Raw genomic sequence first — 24,836 nt, 5'->3', positions numbered from 1 at the left:
ATGCACAAAGCCGCCACCGCCGGATCAGCCAAGGGCGAACTGCACCTGCTATTCCACCTGGGCGAGGATCGCTACGCCATCAGCGCCCGCGAGGTGGCCGAAGTGTTGCCGCTGCGCCAGCTCAAGCAGGTGCCGGAAACCCCGGACTGGGTGGCCGGGGTCTTCCAGCATCGCGGGCGGATGGTACCCGTGCTGGACCTCAACCAGCGCGTACTCAAACGACCAGCGCTGGCACGCAACAGCACCCGCCTGGTGCTGGTGTATTTCGATGCGCAACGCGGGGAGCAGGCCTGCGTGCTCGGACTGCTTCTCGAACAAGCCACCGACACCCTGCGCCTGCCCGCCAGCGCCTTTGCCAGCAGCGGCCTGGAGGCCGGACAGCCGGATTACCTCGGACCAACGCAGGCGGACGAGCACGGCCTGATCCAGCGTATCGAGGTCCAGGGTCTGCTGGATGACGCCCTGCGCGCCATGCTGTTCAAGGCTGCGCAACAGGCCGAGGACGGTGCAGCATGATCGCCCAGATCGAACGGCTGTTGAAATCACGCATTGGCCTTGACGCCGAATCGGTCGGCCGTAGCGTGATCGAGCGCGCCGTGCGTCAGCGCATGCATGCCCAGCACAAGAGCGCCCTGGAAGATTACTGGATCACCCTCAACGGCTCGCCCAAGGAGCAGCAGGCACTGGTCGAAGCCGTGGTGGTGCCGGAAACCTGGTTCTTCCGTTACCCCGAATCATTCAAGGCCCTCGCCGCCCTGGCTTTTGAGTGCCACAGCCAGCTGAACGCCGCACGGCCTCTGCGGATCATCAGCGTGCCCTGTTCCAGCGGCGAAGAACCCTACTCAATCGCCATGGCCCTGCTCGATGCCGGTTTCGCCCCCGAGCAGTTCCAGATTGAAGCCCTGGATGTCAGTGACAAGGTGCTGGCCCTGGCCAGCCGCGGGATCTACGGACGCAACTCGTTTCGCGGCGACGCCCTGGCGTTTCGCGAGCGCTTCTTTCGCGCCCAAGACGACAGCTTTGTACTCGACGAGCGAGTAAAAAGCCGCGTGCAACTGCGCTGCGGCAACCTGCTCGACAGCAACCTGTTCAGCACTACGCCGGCCTACGACTTTATCTTCTGCCGCAACCTGCTGATCTACTTCGACCGAGCGACCCAGGTGCGTGTCCTTGAGCTGCTCAAGCGCCAGCTACAACCACAAGGGGTGCTGTTTATCGGCCCGGCCGAGGCCAGCCTGGCCACGCAAAATGGTATGCAGGCCCTGGGCCGGCAACAGACTTTTGCCTTTCGCTGCGCACCCGCCGAAACCGCTAAACCGATCAGCCTGACGCCGCCGAGCAGCCGCCTGCGACCGGCCCTGCCGCGCCAGCCCACCCCACCGCCGGCCATGGCACCGCGCAACATTACGCCCGTGACGCCCCCGGCGCGGGCAACGCCAACCCCAGCGCCAATCAGCACGCCCTGGGATAAAGTCGCCGAGCTGGCCAACGCCGGTCACTGCGAGCAGGCGCGCAGCCTCTGCGAACGCCATCTGCAAACCGCAGGCCCCAGCGCTCAGGCGTTCTATTGGCTGGGCCTGCTCAGTGATGTGGAACAGCGCAGCGAACAGGCCTGCGGTTACTACCGCAAGGCCATTTATCTTGACCCGCAACACAGCGAAGCACTGACCCACTTGGCCGCCCACCTGGAAACCCAAGGCGACCAGAGCGGGGCCCAGCGCCTTTACCGGCGTGCGCAGGTGGGAGGTAAATCATCGTGATGGATGCTGATCTGAACCAGGCCCCAATCGACGACTGCTGGAACCGTATCGGCGTATTCGGTGACAAGAGCTGCGCGCGCCTGGACGCTCACATCCACTGTCGCAACTGCGAGGTTTACAGCGCGGCGGCCATCGCCCTGCTCGACCGCTACAGCACCCTGCTGGAGCACGACGCCAGCGGCTACGGCCAAGCTGAAGCCAGTGACGACCTGGGCGAACAGCGCTCGCTGCTGATTTTCCGCCTGGGCGAGGAATGGCTAGCACTGGCAACGCGGCGCATGGCCGAAGTGATGCCCCTGTCGCCAATTCATAGCCTGCCGCACCAGAAGGTCGGCAGCCTGCTCGGCGTGACCAATGTACGCGGCACCTTGGTTGCCTGCCTCAACCTCGGCGAGGTACTGGGCCTCGAACACAGCGAAGGCAAGCAGGAAAAACGCACCATACCGCGCATGCTGATCCTCGAAACCAACGCCGGCCCGCTGGTCAGTCCGGTTGACGAGGTCAGCGGTATTCAGCTGATCCCCTTGGCGCTGATCGGTGCCTCGGTACAGGAAGACAAGCGCGCGATCAGCCGTTTCAGCGCAGGCGTGCTGCAATGGGGCGGCAAGAGCATCACCCTGCTGGATGATGAACAGCTGCTCGCAGCCATGACCAGGAGCCTGGCATGACCCCGGATCAGATGCGTGATGCGTCATTGCTTGAGCTGTTCCGCATGGAGGCGGAAGCACAGAAGCAGGTGCTGGATACCGGCCTGCTGATCCTTGAGCGCGACCCGGTCAACACCGGCCAACTGGAAGCCTGCATGCGCGCCGCCCACTCGCTCAAGGGCGCCTCGCGGATTGTCGGCCTGGACAGCGGCGTGCAAGTGGCCCATGCCATGGAAGACCTGCTGGTGGCCGCCCAGGAAGGCCTGCTGCGCCTGCTGCCCGACCATATCGACGCTTTGCTGCAGGGCTCCGACCTGCTGCTACGGATTGGCCAGGCACTGCCCGAAGCCGAGCTCGAACCCCGCGTCAAACAGGTCACCTCACGCATGCAGGCGCTACTCGGGGCCGCCGTTCCGGCCCTGCGCGAGCAGCCGGCAACACCCGCAGAGGCTCAACCTGCCGAGCCACCTGCCGCGCCGCAGCCTGACACCACGACGCCAGCGCCTGAGCCGGCGAGCGAAGAACGCAGCCGGGTATTGCGCGTCTCGGCGGAACGCTTTGATCACCTGATCGATTTATCAGGCAAATCGCTGGTGGAATTCCAGCGCATCAAGCCACTGAGCGACTCGCTGCACCGCCTCAAGCGCCAACAGGCAGCGGCACGGCGTACCTACGAAAGCCTGCGCGAACAGCTGCTCGGCATCCCGACCTCCGCGGCAATAGAAACCCTGCTTAACGAAGGCCGCCATTTGCTGATGGAGTGTCAGCAGCAACTGCAGAGCCATCAGGCACTGTTCGACGACTTCGCCTGGCATGGCGGCCAGCGTACCCAACAACTCTATGACCTGGCCCTGGCCTCACGCATGCGCCCGTTCGCCGACGTGCTGGTCGGCCAGGCCCGCATGTTGCGCGACTTGGGTCGTTCGCTGGGCAAACAGGTGCTGCTGGAGGTTGAAGGCGAACACACCCAGGTCGATCGCGATATTCTCGAACGCCTGGAAGCACCACTAACCCACCTGCTGCGCAATGCGGTCGACCATGGCATCGAGCCGCCGGCACTGCGCGTACGCAAGGGCAAACCCGAAGAAGGCACCATCCGCCTGAAGGCCCGTCATCACGCCAATATGCTGGTACTTGAAGTCAGCGATGACGGCGGCGGCGTCGACCTTGAGCGCGTTCGCCAAGCGGTGATCGAGCGGCGTTTTACCTCCGCCGAGCAAGTGGAGCAGATGAGCGAAGAAGAGCTGCTGACCTTCCTCTTTCTGCCCGGCTTCAGCATGAGTCAGCAGGTCACTGAAGTGTCCGGACGCGGCGTCGGTCTGGATGTGGTGCAGCACGAAATCCGCCGTATGCGCGGCAATGTGCGCCTGCAACAGCGCCATGGCGAAGGCAGCCTGTTCCATATCGAGTTGCCGCTGACCCTGTCGGTAGTCCGCGCACTGGTGGTGAGTATTGGTGGCGAGGCCTATGCCTTCCCCCTGGCGCAGATCGAACGCATGCTGCGCCTGCAGCGCGACGCCATTGTCCACCTCGAAGGGCGTCAGCACTTCTGGCTCGAAGATGAACATATCGGCCTGCTCTCAGCCGCCCAACTGCTGCAACGACCGGAGCAGAAAAGCGACGAGGCCGACATTCCCATTGTGATGATCCGTGACCGCGAGCGTTGCCACGGCCTGGCCGTCGAGCGTTTTATCGGCGAATTCACCCTGGTGTTGATGCCACTGGACCCACGCCTGGGCAAAATCCGCGATGTGGCCGCCGGGGCCCTGCTCCACGACGGCACCCCCGTGCTGATTCTGGATGTCGACGATGTGCTCAACTCAGTAGGCAAGCTGCTTGGTGGCGGCCACCTGGAACGCGTCGACCACAGCGGCAGTACCCGTCAGGTCAGCAGCAAACGCGTACTGGTGGTGGATGACTCGCTTACCGTGCGCGAGCTGGAGCGCAAACTGCTGCTCAGCCGCGGCTATCAGGTCGAGGTGGCCGTCGACGGCATGGACGGCTGGAACGCACTGCGCGCGGGCCACTTCGATCTGCTGATCACCGATATCGACATGCCACGCATGGACGGTATCGAGCTGGTCAGCCTGGTGCGCCAGGACCCTCGCCTGCGCGCGCTGCCAGTGATGGTGGTGTCCTACAAGGACCGCGAAGAAGACCGTCGCAAAGGCCTGGAGGCCGGGGCGGACTACTACCTGGCCAAGGCCAGTTTCCATGACGAAGCGCTGCTCGATGCCGTACAGACCTTGATCGGAGAGGCCCGCGAATGAGGATTGCCATTGCCAACGACACGCCCCTGGCCGTTGAAGCATTGCGCCGGGCCTTGGCTGTCGAGCCGCAGTACCAGTTGATCTGGGTGGCCGAGAATGGCGAGGAGGCCGTGCGCCTGTGCCGGGAAGATCACCCGGACCTGCTGCTGATGGACATGCTGATGCCCGGCATGGACGGCGTAGAAGCCACCCGGCGGATTATGCGCGATACGCCCTGCGCCATCCTGGTCGTCACCGCTGATGTCGAACGCAACATGACCCGGGTATTTGATGCCATGGGCGCGGGCGCACTGGACGTAGTCGCCGTGCCGTCACTAGGCCCGCAGCATCAGCTGGATGGCATCCTTATTCGCCGCAAGATTCACAACATTGCCTGGATGATTGGCCATAAGACCTCACGCAGCGCCCCCACCCCGCCCGCCAAATCAACCGGCAGCCGTGGCCAACGCCTGGTGGCCATCGGCGCCTCGGCCGGCGGGCCGGCAGCGCTGGTCGAGCTGCTGAAAAATATCCCCGCCGATTTCCCTGCAGCCATCGTCCTGGTGCAGCACGTCGACGAAATATTTGCCGCCGGTATGGCGCAGTGGTTGGCCAGCGAGTCGCACATGCCCGTGCGCCTGGCCCAGGAAGGCGAAACAATAAAGCCCGGCGAGGTGTTGCTGGCCGGCACCAATAACCACCTGTGCCTCACCTCCGATAGCCGGCTGGTATACCGCCTGGAGCCAACCGATCAGGTCTACCGCCCCTCCATAGATGTATTCTTCAACAGCGTGGCCACGCACTGCCAGGGTGAAGCCGTCGGCGTTTTACTGACCGGCATGGGCCGCGATGGCGCGCGCGGGCTCAAACAGATGCGTGAGCGGGGCTTCCATACCATCGCTCAGGATCAGGCCAGCTGCGCGGTCTACGGAATGCCCAAGGCCGCCGCCGCATTGGACGCCGCCGTAGAGATTCTGCCGCTGGAGAAAATTGCACCGCGCCTGATTAAGCGCTTGAGTTGATGCATCCACCGCTAGCATTCTGCCGGCATTCTATGAAGTACCTGACGGAGTCTTGTCATGCAACGGCCTAAAGAGCATCCCTATCTTCCTCAAGGGCTACCCGACTATTCGATGATGGTGCTGCTGGTTGATGACCAGGCCATGATCGGTGAGGCCGTACGGCGTGCACTGGGTGAAGAAAGTGATATCGACTTCCACTTCTGCTCGGACCCGCACCAAGCCCTGCACCTGGCGCAACAAATCAAACCCACGGTGATCCTGCAGGATCTGATCATGCCTGGCATCGACGGCCTAGACCTGCTCAGCCAGTACCGCAGCGCACCTGGGTTGCGTGATGTACCGATCATCGTGCTGTCGACCAAGGAAGACCCCAAGGTCAAGAGCGCCGCCTTCACCGCCGGGGCCAACGACTACCTGGTGAAGTTGCCGGATGTCATCGAACTACTGGCGCGCATTCGCTACCACTCGCGCTCCTACCTGACCCTGCTGCAGCGCGACGAAGCCTACCGCGCCCTGCGCGAAAGCCAGCAACAGCTGCTCGATACCAACCTGGTACTGCAGCGCCTGATCAAGTCCGACGGCCTCACCGGCCTGGCCAACCGCCGCTACCTGGACGAGTACATCGAAGTCGAGTGGCACCGTGCCCAGCGTGATAACAGCGAGCTGTCACTGCTGATGATCGACGTCGATTACTTCAAGGCCTACAACGACCAGCATGGGCATGTTGCCGGCGACGATGTGCTGCGCCAGGTTGGCGAGGCGTTGCGTACCAGCTGCACCCGTGCCGCCGACCTCGCCGCCCGCTATGGGGGTGAAGAATTCGCCGTGGTCATGCCTGGCACCGCTTCCGGTGGCGCCCGCCTGCAAGCGGAAAAGGTACGCCGCGCCATTGAAGCACTGGGCATCCCCCACGAGCTACCGCAACCCGGCTCGTGCATCAGCGTAAGCATTGGCATCGCCACCCTCAAACCCAGCGAAGAAGAAGACGCGACAAAATTGGTCGTCAAAGCGGATGAAGGCCTTTATCTGGCCAAACACAGCGGCCGCAACCAGGTCGCAATAGCGCCGAACCACGACTGAGCCTGCGTACCGCCGACAGATACATCGCCTCGGCGGAACGGGACCTTGGTCGAACTTGGCCAGCCCACGAACCCGGCATTATCCTCACGCCTTTATCTCGACGAACGAAGCCCATGTCAGTGCCTGATCTACTGCTGCTGGTCCTTGCCGGTTTTGCTGCCGGCGGGATGAATGCCCTGGCCGGTGGCGGCACCTTCTTCTCCTTTCCAGCACTGCTCGCCGCGGGGCTGCCGCCGGTAACGGCCAACGCCACCAATGCCGTGGCACTGTGGCCGGCTAGCCTGGCTGGGGCCTGGGCTGCGCGGGATTCGTTGCGGCCATTGGGGCGCTATTTGCTGCCGTTGCTGGCGGCCGGGCTGGCGGGTGGGCTGCTGGGCGGGCTGTTGCTGCTGGTTGGCGGCGATGCGGTGTTTGCCAAGCTGATTCCCTGGCTGCTGCTGGCCGCCACCGTGCTGTTTGCCGCCAGCCCCTGGCTGAGTCGCTGGTTGGCCGCCCGCCGTGCCGAGACTGCACAACCACCGCACGGCCCGCTGTCGCTAGGCGCGCATATTGGCGTATCGATCTATGGCGGCTACTTCGGCGCCGGCATGGGCATTCTGCAACTGGCGGCGTTTTCCATCGAAGGGCACCCGCTGGCCCGCGCCAACGCCCTGAAGAACCTGATTTCCGCGGTGATCTACAGCGTCGCCACGGCGACCTTTATCATCGCCGGCCGAGTCAGTTGGTATGAGCTGGTGATTCTGCTGGTGGGCGCCACCGTGGGCGGCTATGTCGGCGGCGCGCTGGGCCAGCGTTTGCCGGCCAAGTTACTGCGCCTGCTGGTGATCAGCGTGGGCAGCGGGATGACGCTCTATTACTTCTGGGCGACCTATTTCGCCCAGTAGCAACCCTTAACTTTTCCCGCGCTTGCGAAACTCAACTGGAGTTTCGCCGACCCAGCGTTTGAAGGCGCGGTAAAAGGTACTCGGCTCGGAGAAGCCGGTGCGCTCGACTATCACTTCGATGCGCTCGTCTGTATTGAGCAACAGATCCTTGGCCAAGCGGCAACGGTAGTCGGTGACCAGGTCGTTGAAGCGCACCCCCGCCATGGCCAGACGCTCGCGCAGCCGCCGCGCCGGCATATTCAGCCGCGCCGCGACCTGCTCCAGGGTGGCGCCGCTGTCGACCAGCAACTCGCCGATCAATTCACGCACCTTGCGCACCAGATCCAGCCGCTCGACTTCGGCCAACTGACGGCGCGCCAGCGACTCGTGCATGCGCAGCAGTTCCGGCGCGGCGTGCCGTGAGGTCTTGTCCAGCACCGAGGCATTGAACACCAGCGCGTAACGCTCGCCGCCCAGTTGCGCCGGGCAGCCGTAGACCTGCTGATAACGCTCGGCTGGAGCACCTTCTGCATGCATAAACTGCACTTCGTGGGGGGTGAAATCGCCTTCGGTCAGCGCATCAAACAGGCGAATTACCGCACCGGCGAGCATTTCCGGGAAATGTCGCGGCGTACCGGGAATCAGCCCGAGCACCAGCACCGCGCGCTCGCCCTGCACGTCCAGCTTGGCATTCAGGGTGTCGGAGAGCAGGCGCACATAGCGCAGGACATGACGCAGGCCTTCGCCGAAGGTTTCACTGGAAAGGAACAGGTATTCCAGCAGCAGGCCGTGGAATGCCGGCAGGTGCTGGGCCAGGTAAAGGCCGACATGCTCTTCGCCGCATTCATCGATGGCGGCTTTCCAGAACAGTGCCTGGGCCGCATGAGGAAAGCGCCCGGCAGGTAAGCCACCAGGCGGCAGGCCAACGCGCGCCAGCACTCGATCGGGGTCGGTACCGCTGGCACGCAAGGCGTCGATCACCGGGCGCATCAGCGCCACGTCGTCAGTCAGGTCACGCATATTGAAGAGTTCTTATTGTTTGCGAGGCGCGGCCATCTTAGGCAGCTTTAGGCCCCGCGCTCAAGGCGTGAATCGCGCGCGGTTGAGCGATTGACTGGCCCGCCGCACAGCGAGGCGATACGGCCAATGCATGGCGTGGGTAGCCGACTAAGCTGCTGCCACCGATCTGAGGAGTTAGCCCATGGCCATCGACTGGCTCGAACTGCCCGCACCACCTGCCTTACCCGCTCTATTTCTGCGCGCAGCCATGCGCCGGCGCGTGACCGGCCGCAGCCTGCCCGAGCTGGGCGTGCGCTGCCAGGTCACGGTCGACCCCAAGCACCTGGCGCGCTATCGGCAGATCTGCGGATTTAGCGATGATCATCTGCTGCCCGCACCCTACCCGCATATTCTGGCGTTTGCCCTGCAAATGCAGCTGCTCACCGACAAGCGCTTCCCCTTCCCACTGCTCGGTCTGGTGCATCTGGAAAACCATATCCGCGTGCTGCGCCCGCTCGGCGGCCTCGGGCCGTTCACCGTCAGCGTGCAGGTGCAGAACCTGCAGCCCCACGACAAGGGCGCGACCTTCAGCCTGATCACCCAACTGCATGACCAGCTCGGCCTGCTCTGGGAAGGCGATAGCCGCATCCTCTGCCGCGCCCTGCGTCTGGACGGCAAGCCGGCCGAACGCGCAGCCGAAACCACGCTTACCCAGACCACCCTGGCGCACTGGCGCGCCCCCGCAGATATCGGCCGGCGCTACGCGCGCATCGCTGGCGACTACAACCCGATCCATCTGTTTGCCGCCACCGCCAAGCTGTTCGGCTTCCCCCGCGCCATTGCTCACGGCCTGTGGAACAAGGGCCGCGCCCTGGCCGAACTGGGCGCGCGCCTGCCAGCTGCCGGTTATGAAGTGAGTGTGCGCTTCCAGAAACCCGTGCTGCTGCCGGCCGAGGTGCGCTTACTGGCCAGCGAGCCGGCCAGCAATGGTCAGTTCAGCCTGCTCGGCCAGGATGAGCTGGTGCATATGAGCGGCAGCTGGCGGCCACTCGAATGAAATCTCGCCTGAAATAAAGCAGACGGCTGCCGGTAACTACCCGGCAGCTGCTTGCACAGTGCAGATGAACCCTCGAAGCTATGCTCCTCTTTGCTGGAGCACCCGATGAACCTCGCCGAACTGACCACCCGCATGCACGCCATTCGTGATCGCAACGACTGGCGGCCATTCCACAGCCCGAAGAACCTGGCCATGGCCGCCAGCGTGGAAATGGCCGAGCTGGTGGAAATATTCCAGTGGCTGACCGAGGCGCAGTCACGCCAGCTACCCGCCGAGCAACTCACCCATGCCGGTCAGGAAATCGGCGATATCGTGCTTTATCTGGTGTTGCTGTGCGGCGAGCTGGGCCTGGATATGGAGCAGGTGGTGCGCGCCAAGCTGGCAGACAATGAACGGCGCTTTCTCGGAGAGGCGCCATGACTGACCGGCACTTCGACGAGTTAGCCACGCGCTTCGCCGAGAAGATCTATGGCGGCGCCAAGGGCGCGATTCGCCTGGCCGTACTCCAGGCTGACCTGGCCGAAACCCTGCCCGAGCGCCCGCTGCGGGTACTTGATATTGGCGCAGGCCTTGGTCATATGTCGCTCTGGCTGGCCGAACGCGGCCACCAGGTGACGCTGACGGAACCCGCCGAACCGATGCTCAATGGCGCCCGCGAGCGCTTTGCTGCCGCCGGCCAAGACGCCACCTTTATCCAGGCGCCCTGGCAGGATCTACTCGGCCAACTTGATCAACCCTATGACCTGGTGATCTGCCACGCGGTACTGGAATGGCTGGCAGAACCGCACAGCATCCTGCCGGTGCTGCACCAGCTGTGCGCACCCGGCGGCTGGTTGTCGCTGGCGTTCTACAACAAGGACGCGCTGATCTACCGCAACCTGCTCAAGGGCCACTTCCGCAAACTTCGCAAGGCCGAGTTCGCCGGGGAAAAACAGAGTCTGACCCCGCAGATGCCACTTGATCCGCGCGAGCTGGCGGCGCAACTTGAGGCTAATTGGCAGGTCGAAAGCCAGAGTGGCGTACGGGTGTTTCACGACTATATGCCGCAACCCTTCCAGGCCAAGGCCGAGCTGCTCGACCTGCTGGAATTGGAGCTGGCCTACCGCCGCCACCCCAGTTTTGCCGGGCTGGGCCGTTATCTGCACTGGATCTGCCGGCCACGCTGACAGCCATGGCACTGGAGGCATGCAACGCGATGAAACGACTTGGCGCACTACTGCTCCTGACCAGCCTCACCGCCTGCCAGAGCCAGAATCCCTATATCGCCGACAGCAAACCACTGCCGCCGGCCCCCGCTCATTCGCCGCAACAACTGGACCGCAGTGCCTACCCGGCGGCGCCGCGCGACTTCGCCCGCTACCGTACCTGGAGCTGGCAGCAGCTACCGGCTGGCAGCGCCTGGGCCAGCTCCGAGCAGGTGCAGGAAGCCCTGAGCAACGCCCTCGACCAACGCGGCCTGCGCCCACATCGCGCCGGCAAAACCAGCGACCTCAAGGTCAGCGCCGAGCTGCGCCTGGAGCAACGCCTGCGCCAGGTTACCGAACGCTACGGCAGCCATTACGGTCATAGTCGTTATGGCGATAACTACGGGATGTGGGGCAGCGCGCCGCTGGTGCGCAGCTATACCGAAGAAGTCATGGTGGTGCGCATCGAACTGTTCGACGGCCAGGATGGCCAACCGATCTGGAGCGGCCACGCCGAGGCCCTTAGCAGCGGTAGCCAGAGTGAACGCGCCGCCGCGCTGCGCAATGCGGTACAACAGGCCCTGGCGGCGTACCCGCCAAACTGATTGCTGAACCCGAGGAGAGCACCCATGCGTGCATCACTGCTGTTACTGCCCCTGCTGCTGATCCTCAGCGCCTGCCAGACGCCGCAACTGGAACGCGACTTCGATCCCAACCGCGATTTTGCCGCCTACCGCAGCTGGAGCTGGCAGGAGCCCGCCGTGCAATACAAACCCGATGACCCGCGCATCAACAGCGACCTCACCGGCCAGCGCATCCGCAGCGCCGTCAGCGAGCAGCTCGACCAGCGTGGCCTGCGCGCAGCAGCGGCAAATACCCCGGGCGATCTCAAGGTGCAGGTGTGGATGATCGTCGACAACCGCCAGCAGCAGGTCAGCACCCACTTTGGCGGAGCCTGGGGCGACCCGTGGCGCGGCGGCTTCTGGGGTGGCCCGAGTTATGTGGAAACCCGCACCCTGGATTATCAGGTCGGCACCCTGCAGATCGACCTGCTCGACAGCAAGGACGGCAAGCTGGTCTGGCGCGGCAGCGCCGAACAGGTACTGCGCAGCCGCCAACCCAACCCCAGCGAGCGCGAGGCAGCGATACGCAGTACGGTCGCCGAAGTGCTAAGCCAATACCCACCACGCTAACCAACAAGGATGTTGCATGAGCCCAACCCCACACCTCAGCCATCGCCCCGCTGCGGCGGCTGATCTGGCCGAGATAGTCGGCTTCCCACAAAACGCCGATGAGCTGTTCTTCTGCTACCCCAAGGCCGATTGGCCACTGAGCATCGGTCAGCTTGCCGCCGCCATGGCCGAACGCCGCGACAGCACGGTGGTGCTGCTCGATGGCCGAGTGGCCGGCTTTGCCAACTTCTACCAATGGCACTACGACGACCACTGCGCCCTCGGCAACCTGATGGTCGCCCCCTGGGCCCGCGGCCATGGCGTGGCGCATTATCTGGTGGCGGTGATGGAGCAGCTGGCGCGCGAGCATTACCACGCCAAGCGCATGCAGGTGTCGTGCTTCAACGCCAACAGCGCCGGCCTGCTGCTCTACCCCAAGCTCGGCTATGCCTTGAGTGATGTGGTCGAACGCCGTGATCCCAAGGGCCAGCGCGTGGCGTTGATCCAGTTCAGCAAAACGCTCTGAACCCCAGCTACATATCCCAATCCGGCGCATCCGCCAGCCGCTCGATCAGAAAATCCAGCAACGCGCGTAGCGCTGGCGGCATCTGCCGGCGCGTGCCATAGAGGGCGTGGATGCCCAGCTCCTGCGGCTGGTAGTCGGGCAGCAACTGCACCAGCGCCCCGGAACGCAGATGCGCGCTGACCGAATAGCGCGGCTGCAGGCTGATGCCGATATCGGCCAGAACAGCCTCCAGCAGCACCATCGATTCATTGGCGCTGAGGTTGCCACTGACCGCCACGGCATGTGGCTCACCGGCGCGAGTGAACTCCCAGATGCTGCGGCCAAAATAGGCGTAACTCAGGCAATTGTGCTGCGCCAGCTCCTCGGGCCGCAGGGGCGTGCCGTGCTTGGCCAGATACGCCGGCGTGGCGCACACCACCGAGCGGCACACCGCAAGCTGACGGGCGATCAGGTTGGGGTCGAGCTGATTGGTGATGCGCAGGGCCAGGTCGATGCGCGCCTCCACCAGATTGACCGCCTGGCTGCCCACCAGCAGATCGACACTGACCTGCGGATACCGGCGGATAAAATCATCCAGCGCACGCACCAGCCAAGCCTGGGCCAGCGATTGGCTGCAGGCGATGCGTAAGGTGCCGCGCGGCGCGGCCTCATCGGTGCGGCTAACGCTCTGCATGGCCTCGGCCATGGCCAGCATCTCGCGGCATTGGCCGAGCAACTGCTCACCGGCACCGGTCAAGCTCAGCTTGCGCGTGGTGCGGTGCAACAGGCGCGCGCCGACCCAGGCCTCCAGCTCGCCGAGGTAGCGCGACACCATCGCCCGCGACATCTCCAGCGCTTCGGCCGCAGCAGTCTGGCTGCCGCGCTCCACCACTTCGACAAATACCCGGGTTGCCATTAGCCGATCCATGATTAGCCCATTTAGCGCAACAAATATGCGCAGATTAAGGGGCTTTTTGATCGATTTAAAGCAACTAATATCACCTCACTTACTCAACAGGAGATCAGCATGTCGATCCTCAACCACTTGCGCAGCCTGCTCACCAGCGCCAGCCTGCTTACCCTTGCCACCACCGCGATTGCCCAGCCACTCACCCTGGATGTCTACAACCCAGGCGACAAGGCGATCTTCCCGGTGACCTCGACGCTGATCAGCGGCGAGCGCGATGCCATTCTGGTCGATGCGCAGTTCTCCACCCGCGAAGCCTTTGAGCTGGTCGAGCGTATCCAGGCCAGCGGCAAAAACCTCACCACCATCTTTATCAGCCACGGCGACCCGGATTTCTACTTCGGCCTGGACACCCTGACCCGCGCCTTCCCCAAGGCCAAGGTCCTGGCCACACCGCAAACCATCGCCTATATCGAAAAAAGCCGCGCACCGAAGCTGGCTTATTGGGGCCCGATCCTCAAGGACAGCGCGCCAGCCCGCACCCTGGTGCCGCAAGCGCTGCAAGGCGACCAGCTGACACTGGAAGGCCAGACCCTGCAACTGATCGGCCATGACCCCAAGCACACCAGCCTGTGGATTCCGAGCATCCAGGCGGTGGTCGGCGGCGTGCTGACCTACGCCAACATCCACCCCTGGATTGCCGATGCACAAACGCCGCAAGCGCGTCAGAGCTGGTTGAAATCCCTGGATGAACTGCAAGCGCTGCAGCCGAAAACCCTGGTGCCGGGTCACTTTATGGGCCAGCCCAAGCTGAACCTGGATGACCTGCGCTTTACCCGCAACTACCTCAATGACCTGGAAGCCGCACTGCCCAAAGCCAAGAACAGCCAGGCGCTGATCGAAGCGATGAAGGCCAAGTACCCGGAGCTGCTCGATGCCAGCAGCCTGGAACTGAGCGCCAAGGTGCTCAAGGGTGAAATGCAGTGGCCCTAAGCCACAGCCGCTGATTTAGCAACGCACCACACGCAAAAGGCCTGGGTCATACACCCAGGCCTTTTTGCATGCGCTAAGCGGCAATCTGGCCTGGTTGAGGCTGACGAGGCGGACAGCTTTTACGGCATACTCATCCGCCCTTGCCGCTCTGGAGATGCCCCATGCCTGCCCCGATCTGGTGGTTGATGGCCCTGCCCTTCGTTGCCGGTGCCTGCCTGCCGCTGCAAGCGGGGATCAACGGTCAATTGGCCAAACAGGTGTCGAGCGTGCTGGCCGCCGCGCTGGTGTCCTTCGCTGTCGGCACCCTGGCGCTGCTGATTCTGGTGCTGGTGCAGCGCGAATTCCCCAGCTTCGCCGCGCTGAAAGGCCTGACCTGGTGGCACTGGAGTGGCGGCCTGTTGGGGGTGATGTTTATCGCCACCGCCGCCTTTGCCGGGCCCAAGGTCGGCGCAGTGCTGTTTATGGCACTGGTGATCGCCGGGCAACTGAGCATGGCCCTGACCCTGGACCACTTCGGCTGGGCCGGCTTTCGCGAAGCGCCGATTACGGCGGGCAAAGTCGGCGGCCTGCTGCTGATCGTCGCCGGCATCTGGCTGATCAGGCGCGGTTAAGCTACTGCCTGCAGCTGCTCAGGATGCCGGGCGCGGCCCGGTATGTTAAGGTGGCCGCCCTTTTTGCCCGAATGGATAGAGACAGGTCGCAATGACACTGGCCCAACCATCACGCTGGCTGCCTACGCCGCCTTAGCGTTTCGCCCCCTCCCTGCAAAGCCCGGCCGGTATTCCCGTTGCCGTAGCTCTGCCCCTGCGCGCCGCCCGCAAGGCTGCGTTGCTATCGTTATACCCAGTTTTTTATTAGTCCCTCCGCCCTGCCCTTGCGTGCATCTGCGGACCCCAGCCTTTGGAATTGACCATGCTGCAAAGCCTGAAAAACACCTGGTTGTTTAATATCCGCGGCGATGTGCTCGCCGGCCTAGTGGTGGCGCTGGCGCTGATCCCGGAAGCCATCGCCTTCTCGATCATCGCCGGCGTCGACCCCAAGGTCGGCCTGTATGCCTCCTTCTGTATCGCCGTGGTGATCGCCTTTGTCGGCGGCCGTCCAGGCATGATCAGCGCCGCCACCGGGGCCATGGCCCTGTTGATGGTGACCCTGGTGAAAAACCACGGCCTGGAGTACCTGCTGGCAGCGACCCTGCTGACCGGCGTGCTGCAGATCGGCGCCGGTTACCTCAAGCTCGGTTCGCTGATGCGCTTTGTTTCGCGCTCGGTGGTTACCGGCTTCGTCAACGCCTTGGCGATTCTGATCTTTATGGCCCAGCTGCCGGAGCTGACCAACGTCACCTGGCAGGTCTACGCCATGTGCGCCGCGGGCCTGGGCATCATCTACCTGTTCCCCTATGTGCCGAAGATTGGCCAACTGATCCCTTCGCCGCTGGTGTGCATCCTGTCGATGACTGCCGTGGCCATGTATTTCGGCCTGGATATCCGCACCGTCGGTGATATGGGCGAGCTGCCGGACACCCTGCCGATTTTCCTCTGGCCAGATGTACCGCTGACGTTTGAAACCCTGGCGATCATTTTCCCCTACGCCGCAGCCCTGGCCGTGGTCGGCCTGCTGGAGTCGATGATGACCGCGACCATCATCGATGACCTGACCGACACCAACAGCGACAAGAACCGCGAATGCAAAGGCCAGGGCGTGGCCAATATCGCCTCCGGCCTGCTGGGCGGCATGGCCGGTTGCGCGATGATCGGCCAGTCGGTGATCAACGTGAAATCCGGTGGCCGTGGCCGTTTGTCGTGCCTGGTGGCCGGCGTGGTGCTGTTGCTGATGGTGGTGTTCCTCAGCGACTGGGTCCGCCAGATCCCCATGGCCGCGCTGGTGGCAGTGATGATCATGGTGTCGATCGGCACCTTCAGCTGGGATTCGCTGCGCAACCTGAAGAAATTCCCGCTCTCGACCAATATCGTCATGCTCGCCACCGTGGCGGTCACCGTCTATACCCACAACCTGGCGTACGGCGTGTTTGCCGGCGTGTTGCTGGCGGCGATGTTCTTCGCCAACAAGATCGGCCACTTCCTCTATATCAACTCGGAAGCCGACAGCGAGGGCAACCAGCGCACCTACAAGGTGATCGGCCAGGTGTTCTTCAGCTCCGCCGACAAGTTCGTCGCTGCCTTTGATTTCAAGGAAGCCGTGAGCAAGGTCACCATCGACCTGTCCCGCGCGCACTTCTGGGACATCACCGCCGTCGCTGCCCTGGACAAGGTGGTGATCAAACTGCGCCGTGAAGGCACCGAAGTCGAAGTGCTGGGCCTGAATGAAGCCAGCGCCACCATCGTCGACCGCTTCGGTGTGCATGACAAAGAGAACGCCACCGACCTGCTGTCTGGCCACTGATACGGAGAACAACAATGACCCAAGTAATGGCATGCATTGATGGTTCGCAATCCACCCGCGCGGTGTGCGACTACGCCGCCTGGGCCAGCCAGCGCCTGAGCGCGCCGCTGACCCTGCTGCACGTACTGGATGAGGTGCAGTACCCAACCAGCCCGGACCTGTCCGGCAACATCGGCCTGGGCAGCCGCGAGCACCTGCTCGAAGAGCTGGCCAACCTTGATCAGCAGCGCCACAAGCTGGCCATGGAACAAGGCCGATTGATGCTCGAAGCGGCCCGCGAGCGGGTGCAGGCCGATGGCGTGGAGCCGGCGCAGCTGCGTCAGCGCCATGGCGATCTGGTCGACTGCCTGCATGAGCTGGAAGCCGATATCCGCCTGCTGGTGATCGGCCGTCAGGGCAAGACCAGCGACAGCCTTAGCCAACTGGTCGGCAGCCACCTGGAAAACGTGATCCGCACCCTGCACCGGCCGATTCTGGTCAGCTGCGGCGAGTTCAAGGCGCCACAAAGCTACATGCTCGCCTATGACGGTAGCGCCACGGCGCGCAAGAGCCTGGAGATGATCGCGGCCAGCCCGCTGCTCAAAGGCCTGCCGTGCCACCTGGTGATGATCGGCGCCGAAAGCAGCGATGCCTGGGAGCAGCTCAAGGCCGCTGAGCGGGTGGTGCAAGGTTCGGCCAGCGCAGTGCACCTGGCGATTCGCGCCGGTGAGGTGGAACCCACCCTGCACGCCTACCAGCTCGAACAGGGCATCGACCTGCTGGCCATGGGTGCCTATGGCCACTCGCGGATTCGCCAGTTCCTGGTCGGCAGCACCACCAGCAGCCTGCTGCGTACCAGCAACAGCGCGCTGCTGATTCTGCGCTAAGGGTTACGCCATGGCGGTCGCACCACGGCCGCCTAGCTGGCCTTGACCGGCGGCCCTGCAAACAACTGCTCCAGCGGCACCGGCCGGCCAAAGTAGTAGCCCTGAAAGCGCGTGCAGCCAAAGCTGCTCAAGCGCTCGGACTGCTCCAGGGTTTCCACGCCTTCGGCAATCACATCCAGTTTCAGCGCATGGGCCAGCGAGACGATGGTGCGGGCAATATCCGCATCCAGCGGGTCGTTCAACAGGTCGCAGACAAAGGAGCGGTCGATCTTCAGCTGATCCAGCGGCAGGGTCTTGAGGTAGGACAGCGACGAATAGCCAGTGCCGAAGTCGTCCAGGGAAAAGCGCACGCCGTGGGCCTTGAGCCGCGCCATCTTGGCGATCACCGCCGCACGGCCATCGAGCAGCATGCTCTCGGTAATCTCCAATTTCAGCCGGCTCGGGTCGCAGCCGCTGCGCTGCACGATATGCAGCACCTGCTCGACAAAATCGGCCTGCTGTAGCTGTTTTGCACTGACATTCACCGACAGGCTGAGGTGCCGGGTTTGCGCCCGCCGCCCCCACTGCGCCAGGGTGGCGCAGGCCGTTTCCAGCACCCACTCACCCAACGGCAGAATCAGACCGCTGCCCTCGGCCACCGGAATAATCTCGCCTGGCGCCAACAGGCCACGCTCCGGGTGCTGCCAACGCAGCAGCACTTCCGCGCCCTGCAAGCCCTCGCGCTGATCGATCTGCGCCTGGTAATAGAGCACGAACTCGCTTTTCAGCAGACCCTGGCGCAGGTCGCTTTCCAGGCTCGCGCGCTGCAGCACCCGTTGCTGCATCTGCGGCTCGAAGAAACAGCAGGTATTCCGTCCCAGCGCCTTGGCCTGGTACATGGCCAGGTCAGCCTGTTTCAGCAGGTCATCCAGCGACTCGCCGGTGCCGTTGAACATGGCGATGCCGATGCTCAGGGTGCTGAAGTGCTCGATCTGGCCCATGCGAAACGGCTGCCGCAAGGCCAGCAGAATCTTGCTGGCAATCGCCTCGGCCTGCTGCGCCGCATTGACCGGTTCCTGCCCGAGGTTTTCCAGCAGGATGACAAACTCATCACCACCGATGCGCGCCACGCTGTCGCTTTGTCGCACGCAACTGGTCAGCCGTTCGGCGACCTGCTGCAAGAGCAGGTCGCCAATATCATGGCCACGGGCATCGTTGAGCGTCTTGAAGTCATCCAGGTCGATAAACAGCACCGCCCCGCGCTGCTCGCTGTCCTGGCTGGCGAGCAAGGCGCACTCCAGGCGCTCGCGTTGCAAACGGCGGTTGGGCAGATGGGTCAGCGGGTCGTAATAGGCCAGCTGCTCGATGCGCTGCTCGGCTGCCTTGCGCTGGGTGGTATCGGTCAGGGTGATCACGTAGTTGATCAGCCGCCCATCGGCACCACCGCGCACTGCGGCAATGCTCACCCACTGCGGGTATTCCTGACCATTCTTGCGCCGCCCGGGCATTTCCCCTTGCCAGGCGCCCTGATGGGCCAGGGCCGCAAGCATGGCATCGCGGACGATATCGAAACTGCCCTGCGCCAGCATGTAATCCAGGGTGCTGCCGACCACCTCGCTCTCGCTGTAGCCGGTCATACGGGTGAACGCAGGGTTGGCGCGCAGCACCACATGCTGGGCGTCGGTAACCACCATGCCTTCGGCAGACTCGAACACCGTGGCAGCGACGTGCAGGTCTTCGACCATGTGCTGCATCGCCACACCCACGCGGTTGTACTCATAGATCCCGGTCGGCTGAAAGCGCAGCCCCCGGCCGCCGGCCTGGGTGGCTTCGATAAAGCCGAGCAGCTGGTTGATCGCCCGGTCATGGCTGATGCGCAGCAGCCAGGCCGCCACCAGCAATAACAGTAGAAAACCGCCACTGAGGATTAGAAACGACTGCAGGTAGCTGTCGTAGATCGAGGCGAAGCGGCTGTCGGAAACCCCCAGCACCAGCCAAAACGGCTCTTCGACACCCGCCAGGCTGATCGGGAAACGCTGCAGGTAAAGCCCCTGGTCATCGCGCACCAGAGAATCCAGCGCCGCATCGCCTTTGAGCCCAAGCTCGCTGTCACCCTGCCAGACCAGGGGCTGCTCGGCGTGCCCGAGCACCAGCAGATCGAGCTTGGTGCTGGCACTCAGCTCGCCGATAAACGCCCGATTCTGGCCCAGAGCCAGGCCGACAAACAGATAGCCGCGCAGCTGCACGGTGGCCGGGTCAAAAATCGGCGTGGCCTTGATCAAGGCACTCTGCGCCCCCGCCTGCACCAGCGTCCAACCATGGGCGTAGTGAATAGGCGAACGCAGCGAGGCGACCAGCGGTTTGATGTCATGCAGCGGCAGGCCGGCATCCATCACCAGCTTGCCCGTTGGATCAAGCAGGAAAAACACTTCCAGACGCGCATCGATATTGGCGTCCTGAAACATAAAGGCCACGTCTGCGGCGATTTTCTCAACCGGCATAACCTGCTCGGACAAGGCGCTGACGGTGCGCCGCGCCGAGGCGCTGTGCAGATACACCTCAAGCAATTGCAGACGGTTATTGATCAGGCTTTCGGTGGTGCGCTGGTATTGCGCCAGGCTATTGCGGATTTCACTTTGCAGGTTGGCCTCGGCCGTGCGCAGCGCATAAACCATCACCACCGTGATCGCCACCATGCCGAGCATGCCAAACAGCAAAGCAATCCGCGTCGAGAACTTCAGCTCCCAACGTGCCGCTTTCGGCATGTGATTCTTGCGACTACTCATCTGCATCCGCGCCTCAGGGTCACAACACAGTCAGCTAATCCCTGTCGGTGCCTACTGCAATCCGATGTCATCTATCAGTGTTCGGTACTCGTGCATCTGCCTAAGCAGCATAGGCTTGATCTCATCACCGCGCATAAACAGCACCGGCTGGCGAATGCGCTGCTCGGTCACCTCGATAAAACGCGGGTCTTTGGCCGCGACCGCCAGGGCGTCGGCCAGTATCTCGACCTGCTCGGTCGGGGTATTGGCCGGTACCATGACGATGCGCATGGTATGCAGGCCCAGGTCGTAACCCAGCTCGCGCAGGGTCGGCGCCTCGGGGTAACCCAACAGGCGGGTATCGGCCAGACTGGCCAGCACGCGCATTTCGCCAGATTCGGTGTAGCCGGTATGGGTGCCGCCGCTGTAGGCAAACACCGCATCGCCGGAAATCACCAGCGGGGCCATGCCGGCGCCGCCCGAGGTGGGCACGGTGCGCAGCTCCAGCCCTTCGCGCTTGGCCAGGGCGCGGATAATCAGACGATCCTCGGCCGCCTGGCTGACATAAATCTGCCCCGGCGTGGCGCGCAAATAGGCCAGCAACCCTGGCCAGTCCTGAATGCCATGTGGGGCGCCGGTAACAAAGGCCGGCTGTTCCAGCGACAGCCCCGCGACATAGGTAAAACTGTCCGGACCATAGGATGCCGGCGACAGCAGCGGCGCAATGCTGACCACCGACGAGCCGCCAAACTGGAACACATAGCCCTGCTCGATACTGCTGGCCAGCATCGACGCAGAAGCCGCGCCGCCGGCACCGGGAATATTGCTGACCGTAACCTTCTGCCCCAGCTGCTCTTCCAGCACGCTGGCCAACACCCGCCCCTGCAAATCGGTACTACCGCCGGCGGCATAGCCAATGATCATGGTCAGCGGCCGCTCCGGGAAGCTTGCCGCCTGCACCTGCCACGGCAACAACCCCAGGCAGCCGCTCAACAACAGAAAACGCAGTAATTTCATGGTCCACCTCATGCACGGATCAACAACCGCCAGCCCAGCCAGGAACACGCCGAGCACCGTTTTGGCGCATCCAGCTGCCCTTACATCTGCCAGCAACCCGCAGACTTACCTGTGCACGACCCGTGCACGGTGCGATGCAACTTGCGCGCCCATCCGCCAAGCGCTTATTGCACGCCGACTTCCTCGATCAACTGCCGATAGTCCAACACCTGCTGACTGAGCATGGCCTTGACCTCGCTGCCCGGCATAAAGCGAATCGGCTGGCGGATGCGCGTTTCGGTGACCTCGATAAAGCGCGGGTCACGCACCGCGTTCGCCAGGGCATCAAAGAGGATGCTCACCTGCTCAGCCGGCGTGTCGGCCGGCACAGTGACAATGCGCACGGCATGCAAGGCCAGGCCATAGCCCAGCTCAAGCAGGGTCGGCGCCTCGGGGTAGCCCAGCAGGCGCTCCTCGGCCAGGCTGGCCAGCACCCGCATCTGCCCCGAATCGGTGTAGCCAGTATGGGTGCCGCCGCTGTAGGCAAAGAACACCTCGCCGGAAATCACCAGCGGGGCCATGCCCGCACCGCCGGAGGTGGGCACAATGCGCAGCTGCAACCCCTCGCGCTTGGCAATGGCGCGGGTCAGCAGACGGTCCTCGGCGGTTTGCGTGACATACACCTGGCCCGGGTTGTCGCGCAGGTGCTGGAGCAGGCTCGGCCAGTCCTTGAAGCCGCTCTGCCCACCGGTGACATAAGCCGATTGGTCCAGCGACAGGCCGGCCACATAGGTAAAACTGTCGAGGTCGTAGGACGCCGGCGCCAGCAAGGGCGAAATGCTGATGGTCGAGGAAATGCCGTACTGAAAGACGTAGCCCTGCTCAGCGCTGCTGGCCAACATGGCGGCCGCTACCGCCCCGCCCGCGCCGGGCAGATTGTTCACCCTGACCGGCTGCCCCAGTTGCTCCGCCAGCACGGAGGCCAGCACCCGCCCCTGAATATCGGTGCTGCCGCCGGCGGCATAGCCGATGATCATGGTCAGCGGCCGCTCCGGGAAAGTCGCCGCCTGGCTGCTTACGGTCAGTAATGCACACAACAGTGCCCAACATCCGCGCCTACTCATCATCGCCACCTCGCCCGCACGGCAAAACCACAGCCCAGGGTCGCAAAAGCTGCAGGCCCGTCCTTTGGTTTTAGCCCACGGGCGCGCGATAGCAATCTGACAGCTTTTTCAAAAGCAAAGGGTTATGCTGCGATCAAGTCGATATTTTGTGATCACAGGCCATGACTGAAGCCCAGCTACCCCGCCAGCCACACGCCTTCGCCCTCTGGCGTGAAGCGCAGGACACGCGCATCCGCTCACCGCTGGGCGGTATTTATTACCTGCTGGCGTGGCTACTCACCTGGATTTTCAGCAATGACCCAGGCGCACTGGTAGTACCAGGCGTACTCGGTATTGCCATGTTTGCCCTGCTGCTGGCTCTGCGCGTGCTGCACCGTCTGCCGCAGGAGCAGACCAGCGAGTCGCTGAAGCGCTGGCTGAACCTGCACTGGAGCCTGATTCTGATTACCGCGCTGAGCTGGGGCCTGGCCCACGCCCTGGCGCAGCGCAGTCCGCTGTTCAGCAGTTCGGTGATCATCGCCACCCTCAGCACCATCGCCTTCAGCACCGCCCTGGCCTTCAACTTCGCCATGCGCAAGAAGCGCGCAATCCTGGCATTGCTGCTGATTTACCTGCCCGGGCTACTGACTCTGGCACTGGCATGGCGCGAGCAGTACGCCATATTGATCACCCTGAGCTTCTACCTCAGCTACCTGCTGCTGGTGCTGAGCCGCAGCAACCGCGAGTACCACAACACCCTGGCCCTGGAACTGCAGCTGCTCGACCAGCAGGAGCGCCTGGAGCACCTCAGCCGCACCGACAGCCTGACCCAGCTGGGTAACCGCTATCAGTTCAACAGCCTGTTCCCGGTGATGGTGGCCAACGCCCAGCGGCAGAGCCAGCCGCTGTCGCTGGTGCTGCTGGATATCGACTTCTTCAAGCGGATCAATGACGAGTACGGGCATGCCTGTGGCGACAGCTGCCTGAGCGATTTTGCCGAACGCATGCGGCAGAACTTTCGCCGCGACAGCGACGCGCTGCTGCGTCTGGGCGGTGAGGAGTTCGGCATTCTGATGCCCAATACCCCGCTGGAGCAGGCGCGCCTGCTGGCCGAGCAGTTTCGTCTGGAGCTGGAGCGCGAAGGCTTCAATGTGCCGGGAGCAATCCTGCCGCTGACCGCGAGCCTGGGGGTGGGTTGTTACGACATGCGCCGCGACAGCAGCGCTGAAAGCTTCTTCAAGCGGGTCGACGATGCGCTGTATCAGGCCAAGGCGGCCGGGCGTAACCGCCTGGAGCTGGCCTAAGCCCAACTCAACGTTACCAGCAGTACTGCGGGTTGGGTGACCCCGTAGGAGCGGGCCATGCCCGCGATGGTTCTCTATCGACCACAATTCGCGGGCAAGCCCGCTACTACAAGAGCAAAGCAGGTCGACAACGGTCGTCCCAGGCTAACCCAACTCAAAGACGGAAACTGCCCATCTGCTTGGCCAGATCATCGGCCAGGCCGCGCAGGGTCTGGCAGTCGTCTTTACACACCTGCACCTCACTGGCGGTGGCATGCGCCAGGTCGGCAATGCCCTGCACGTTGCGGTTGATCTCCTCGGTCACCGATGACTGCTCCTCGGTGGCGGTGGCGACCTGGGTGTTCATATCGCTGATGCGTTCAATCTGCTCGGTGATCGCACTAAGCGACTGCCCGGTACGCTGGCTGGCTTCCACGCCAGTTCCGGTCGCACGTTGGCCGGCATGCATGGAGCTCACGGCCGTTTCCGCGCCCTGTTTGAGGCGCTGGATCATCTGCTGAATTTCATCGGTCGAACTCTGCGTGCGGCTGGCCAGGGTGCGTACCTCATCGGCCACCACAGCAAAGCCACGGCCCATCTCCCCAGCCCGCGCCGCTTCGATGGCGGCGTTAAGCGCCAGCAGGTTGGTCTGCTCGGAAATCCCGCGAATCACCGCCAGTACCTGATCAATCGATGCCACCTGCTCGGCCAGCTCACTGACTGCGGCGGCGGCGTTACCAATGTCAGTGGACATGCTCTCGATATGCCCGATGGATTGGCGCACCTCATTACGCGCGCCCTGCGCCTCGTCCCGCGCGCTTTGCGATGACTGCGCGGCGCTGCTGGCGTTACGCGCAATTTCCTGCACGGTCAGGCCCATCTCATGCACCGCCGTGGCGACCATATCGGTCATTTCCTGCTGCTGGCTGGAGCGCCCAGCGGTATTGTCGACCACCTGCGCCACCTGGCTGACCGAAGCGCGCAGGCGCTCGCTGGTCGCCAGCAC

The 24,836-nt window shown here is 63.5% G+C and carries 24 protein-coding genes; 18 read left to right on the top strand and 6 right to left on the bottom strand.

Annotation, left to right across the window (positions count from 1 at the left end; all coding sequences use genetic code 11):
* From Q8O69_RS12530 to Q8O69_RS12500, 7 genes are all read left to right on the top strand, one after another.
* Window positions 1–516, top strand: coding sequence for a chemotaxis protein CheW (locus Q8O69_RS12530; protein ID WP_305592575.1), 516 nt, complete (start codon window positions 1–3; stop codon window positions 514–516).
* The gene (locus Q8O69_RS12525) at window positions 513–1,760 is read left to right on the top strand and encodes a CheR family methyltransferase (protein WP_305592573.1); all 1,248 of its coding nucleotides are present in this window, start codon (window positions 513–515) and stop codon (window positions 1,758–1,760) included. Before Q8O69_RS12530 ends, Q8O69_RS12525 begins: the two co-directional genes overlap by 4 nt.
* On the top strand, window positions 1,760–2,428 hold the full coding sequence (locus tag Q8O69_RS12520; RefSeq protein WP_305592571.1) for a chemotaxis protein CheW: 669 nt from the start codon (window positions 1,760–1,762) through the stop codon (window positions 2,426–2,428). Before Q8O69_RS12525 ends, Q8O69_RS12520 begins: the two co-directional genes overlap by 1 nt.
* Complete coding sequence (locus Q8O69_RS12515) at window positions 2,425–4,677, top strand: hybrid sensor histidine kinase/response regulator (protein WP_305592569.1); 2,253 nt, start codon at window positions 2,425–2,427, stop codon at window positions 4,675–4,677. Before Q8O69_RS12520 ends, Q8O69_RS12515 begins: the two co-directional genes overlap by 4 nt.
* The gene (locus tag Q8O69_RS12510; RefSeq protein ID WP_305592567.1) at window positions 4,674–5,678 is read left to right on the top strand and encodes a chemotaxis response regulator protein-glutamate methylesterase; all 1,005 of its coding nucleotides are present in this window, start codon (window positions 4,674–4,676) and stop codon (window positions 5,676–5,678) included. Before Q8O69_RS12515 ends, Q8O69_RS12510 begins: the two co-directional genes overlap by 4 nt.
* 57 nt (window positions 5,679–5,735) lie before the next feature.
* Window positions 5,736–6,758: a PleD family two-component system response regulator gene (locus Q8O69_RS12505; RefSeq protein WP_305592566.1), complete on the top strand. Its 1,023-nt coding sequence runs from the start codon at window positions 5,736–5,738 to the stop codon at window positions 6,756–6,758.
* Between the two features lie 113 nt (window positions 6,759–6,871).
* Window positions 6,872–7,642: a sulfite exporter TauE/SafE family protein gene (locus tag Q8O69_RS12500; protein WP_305592564.1), complete on the top strand. Its 771-nt coding sequence runs from the start codon at window positions 6,872–6,874 to the stop codon at window positions 7,640–7,642.
* Between the two features lie 6 nt (window positions 7,643–7,648).
* On the opposite strand, the gene Q8O69_RS12495 is transcribed toward Q8O69_RS12500, so the two are convergent.
* The gene (locus Q8O69_RS12495) at window positions 7,649–8,641 is read right to left on the bottom strand and encodes an AraC family transcriptional regulator (protein ID WP_305592562.1); all 993 of its coding nucleotides are present in this window, start codon (window positions 8,639–8,641) and stop codon (window positions 7,649–7,651) included.
* Between the two features lie 181 nt (window positions 8,642–8,822).
* On the opposite strand from Q8O69_RS12495, the gene Q8O69_RS12490 reads away from it, so the two are divergent.
* From Q8O69_RS12490 to Q8O69_RS12465, 6 genes are all read left to right on the top strand, one after another.
* Entirely contained in the window at window positions 8,823–9,677 is an 855-nt protein-coding gene (locus Q8O69_RS12490) for a MaoC/PaaZ C-terminal domain-containing protein (protein WP_305592561.1), read from the top strand.
* A gap of 105 nt (window positions 9,678–9,782) precedes the next feature.
* Entirely contained in the window at window positions 9,783–10,097 is a 315-nt protein-coding gene (locus Q8O69_RS12485; protein WP_305592559.1) for a nucleotide pyrophosphohydrolase, read from the top strand.
* Window positions 10,094–10,843, top strand: coding sequence for a methyltransferase (locus tag Q8O69_RS12480; protein ID WP_305592557.1), 750 nt, complete (start codon window positions 10,094–10,096; stop codon window positions 10,841–10,843). The genes Q8O69_RS12485 and Q8O69_RS12480 overlap by 4 nt, the downstream gene beginning before the upstream one ends.
* 29 nt (window positions 10,844–10,872) lie before the next feature.
* Window positions 10,873–11,466 carry a DUF4136 domain-containing protein gene (locus Q8O69_RS12475; protein WP_305592555.1) on the top strand — a complete coding sequence of 198 codons (594 nt, stop codon included), beginning with the start codon at window positions 10,873–10,875 and terminating at the stop codon, window positions 11,464–11,466.
* Between the two features lie 24 nt (window positions 11,467–11,490).
* Complete coding sequence (locus Q8O69_RS12470) at window positions 11,491–12,054, top strand: DUF4136 domain-containing protein (protein WP_305592553.1); 564 nt, start codon at window positions 11,491–11,493, stop codon at window positions 12,052–12,054.
* A gap of 16 nt (window positions 12,055–12,070) precedes the next feature.
* Window positions 12,071–12,559: a GNAT family N-acetyltransferase gene (locus tag Q8O69_RS12465; RefSeq protein ID WP_305592551.1), complete on the top strand. Its 489-nt coding sequence runs from the start codon at window positions 12,071–12,073 to the stop codon at window positions 12,557–12,559.
* A 7-nt stretch (window positions 12,560–12,566) separates the two neighbouring features.
* On the opposite strand, the gene Q8O69_RS12460 is transcribed toward Q8O69_RS12465, so the two are convergent.
* A complete protein-coding gene (locus tag Q8O69_RS12460; RefSeq protein WP_305592549.1) occupies window positions 12,567–13,466 on the bottom strand; it encodes a LysR family transcriptional regulator in 900 nt (299 codons plus the stop codon).
* A gap of 99 nt (window positions 13,467–13,565) precedes the next feature.
* Here Q8O69_RS12460 and Q8O69_RS12455 point away from each other — a divergent pair, with 99 nt between their 5' ends.
* From Q8O69_RS12455 to Q8O69_RS12440, 4 genes are all read left to right on the top strand, one after another.
* On the top strand, window positions 13,566–14,438 hold the full coding sequence (locus Q8O69_RS12455; RefSeq protein WP_305592547.1) for an MBL fold metallo-hydrolase: 873 nt from the start codon (window positions 13,566–13,568) through the stop codon (window positions 14,436–14,438).
* Between the two features lie 161 nt (window positions 14,439–14,599).
* On the top strand, window positions 14,600–15,049 hold the full coding sequence (locus Q8O69_RS12450) for a DMT family transporter (protein WP_305592545.1): 450 nt from the start codon (window positions 14,600–14,602) through the stop codon (window positions 15,047–15,049).
* Between the two features lie 301 nt (window positions 15,050–15,350).
* Window positions 15,351–16,838, top strand: a complete 1,488-nt coding sequence (locus Q8O69_RS12445; RefSeq protein WP_305592543.1) for a SulP family inorganic anion transporter — start codon at window positions 15,351–15,353, stop codon at window positions 16,836–16,838.
* 14 nt (window positions 16,839–16,852) lie between these two features.
* Window positions 16,853–17,704, top strand: coding sequence for a universal stress protein (locus Q8O69_RS12440; RefSeq protein ID WP_305592541.1), 852 nt, complete (start codon window positions 16,853–16,855; stop codon window positions 17,702–17,704).
* Window positions 17,705–17,736: 32 nt separating this feature from the next.
* Here the strand turns inward: Q8O69_RS12440 and Q8O69_RS12435 are convergent, their stop codons facing one another.
* The 3 genes from Q8O69_RS12435 to Q8O69_RS12425 all read right to left on the bottom strand — a co-directional run bounded on the left by Q8O69_RS12435 (window position 17,737) and on the right by Q8O69_RS12425 (window position 22,568).
* A complete protein-coding gene (locus Q8O69_RS12435) occupies window positions 17,737–20,469 on the bottom strand; it encodes an EAL domain-containing protein (protein WP_305592539.1) in 2,733 nt (910 codons plus the stop codon).
* A 51-nt stretch (window positions 20,470–20,520) separates the two neighbouring features.
* Window positions 20,521–21,465, bottom strand: coding sequence for a tripartite tricarboxylate transporter substrate binding protein (locus Q8O69_RS12430; RefSeq protein ID WP_305592538.1), 945 nt, complete (start codon window positions 21,463–21,465; stop codon window positions 20,521–20,523).
* Window positions 21,466–21,629: 164 nt separating this feature from the next.
* The gene (locus tag Q8O69_RS12425; RefSeq protein WP_305592536.1) at window positions 21,630–22,568 is read right to left on the bottom strand and encodes a tripartite tricarboxylate transporter substrate binding protein; all 939 of its coding nucleotides are present in this window, start codon (window positions 22,566–22,568) and stop codon (window positions 21,630–21,632) included.
* A 161-nt stretch (window positions 22,569–22,729) separates the two neighbouring features.
* Here Q8O69_RS12425 and Q8O69_RS12420 point away from each other — a divergent pair, with 161 nt between their 5' ends.
* Window positions 22,730–23,851: a GGDEF domain-containing protein gene (locus tag Q8O69_RS12420; RefSeq protein ID WP_305592534.1), complete on the top strand. Its 1,122-nt coding sequence runs from the start codon at window positions 22,730–22,732 to the stop codon at window positions 23,849–23,851.
* Between the two features lie 154 nt (window positions 23,852–24,005).
* Here Q8O69_RS12420 and Q8O69_RS22220 read toward each other — a convergent pair whose 3' ends face one another.
* The gene (locus tag Q8O69_RS22220) at window positions 24,006–24,734 is read right to left on the bottom strand and encodes a methyl-accepting chemotaxis protein (RefSeq protein ID WP_371136128.1); all 729 of its coding nucleotides are present in this window, start codon (window positions 24,732–24,734) and stop codon (window positions 24,006–24,008) included.
* Between the last annotated feature and the right edge of the window lie 102 nt (window positions 24,735–24,836).

The sequence above is a fragment of the Pseudomonas sp. genome, from assembly GCF_030690725.1.
Classification (GTDB): Bacteria; Pseudomonadota; Gammaproteobacteria; order Pseudomonadales; family Pseudomonadaceae; genus Aquipseudomonas.
Note: the sequence above shows the minus strand (reverse complement) of the source record. Positions and strands in the feature narration are given on the sequence as shown.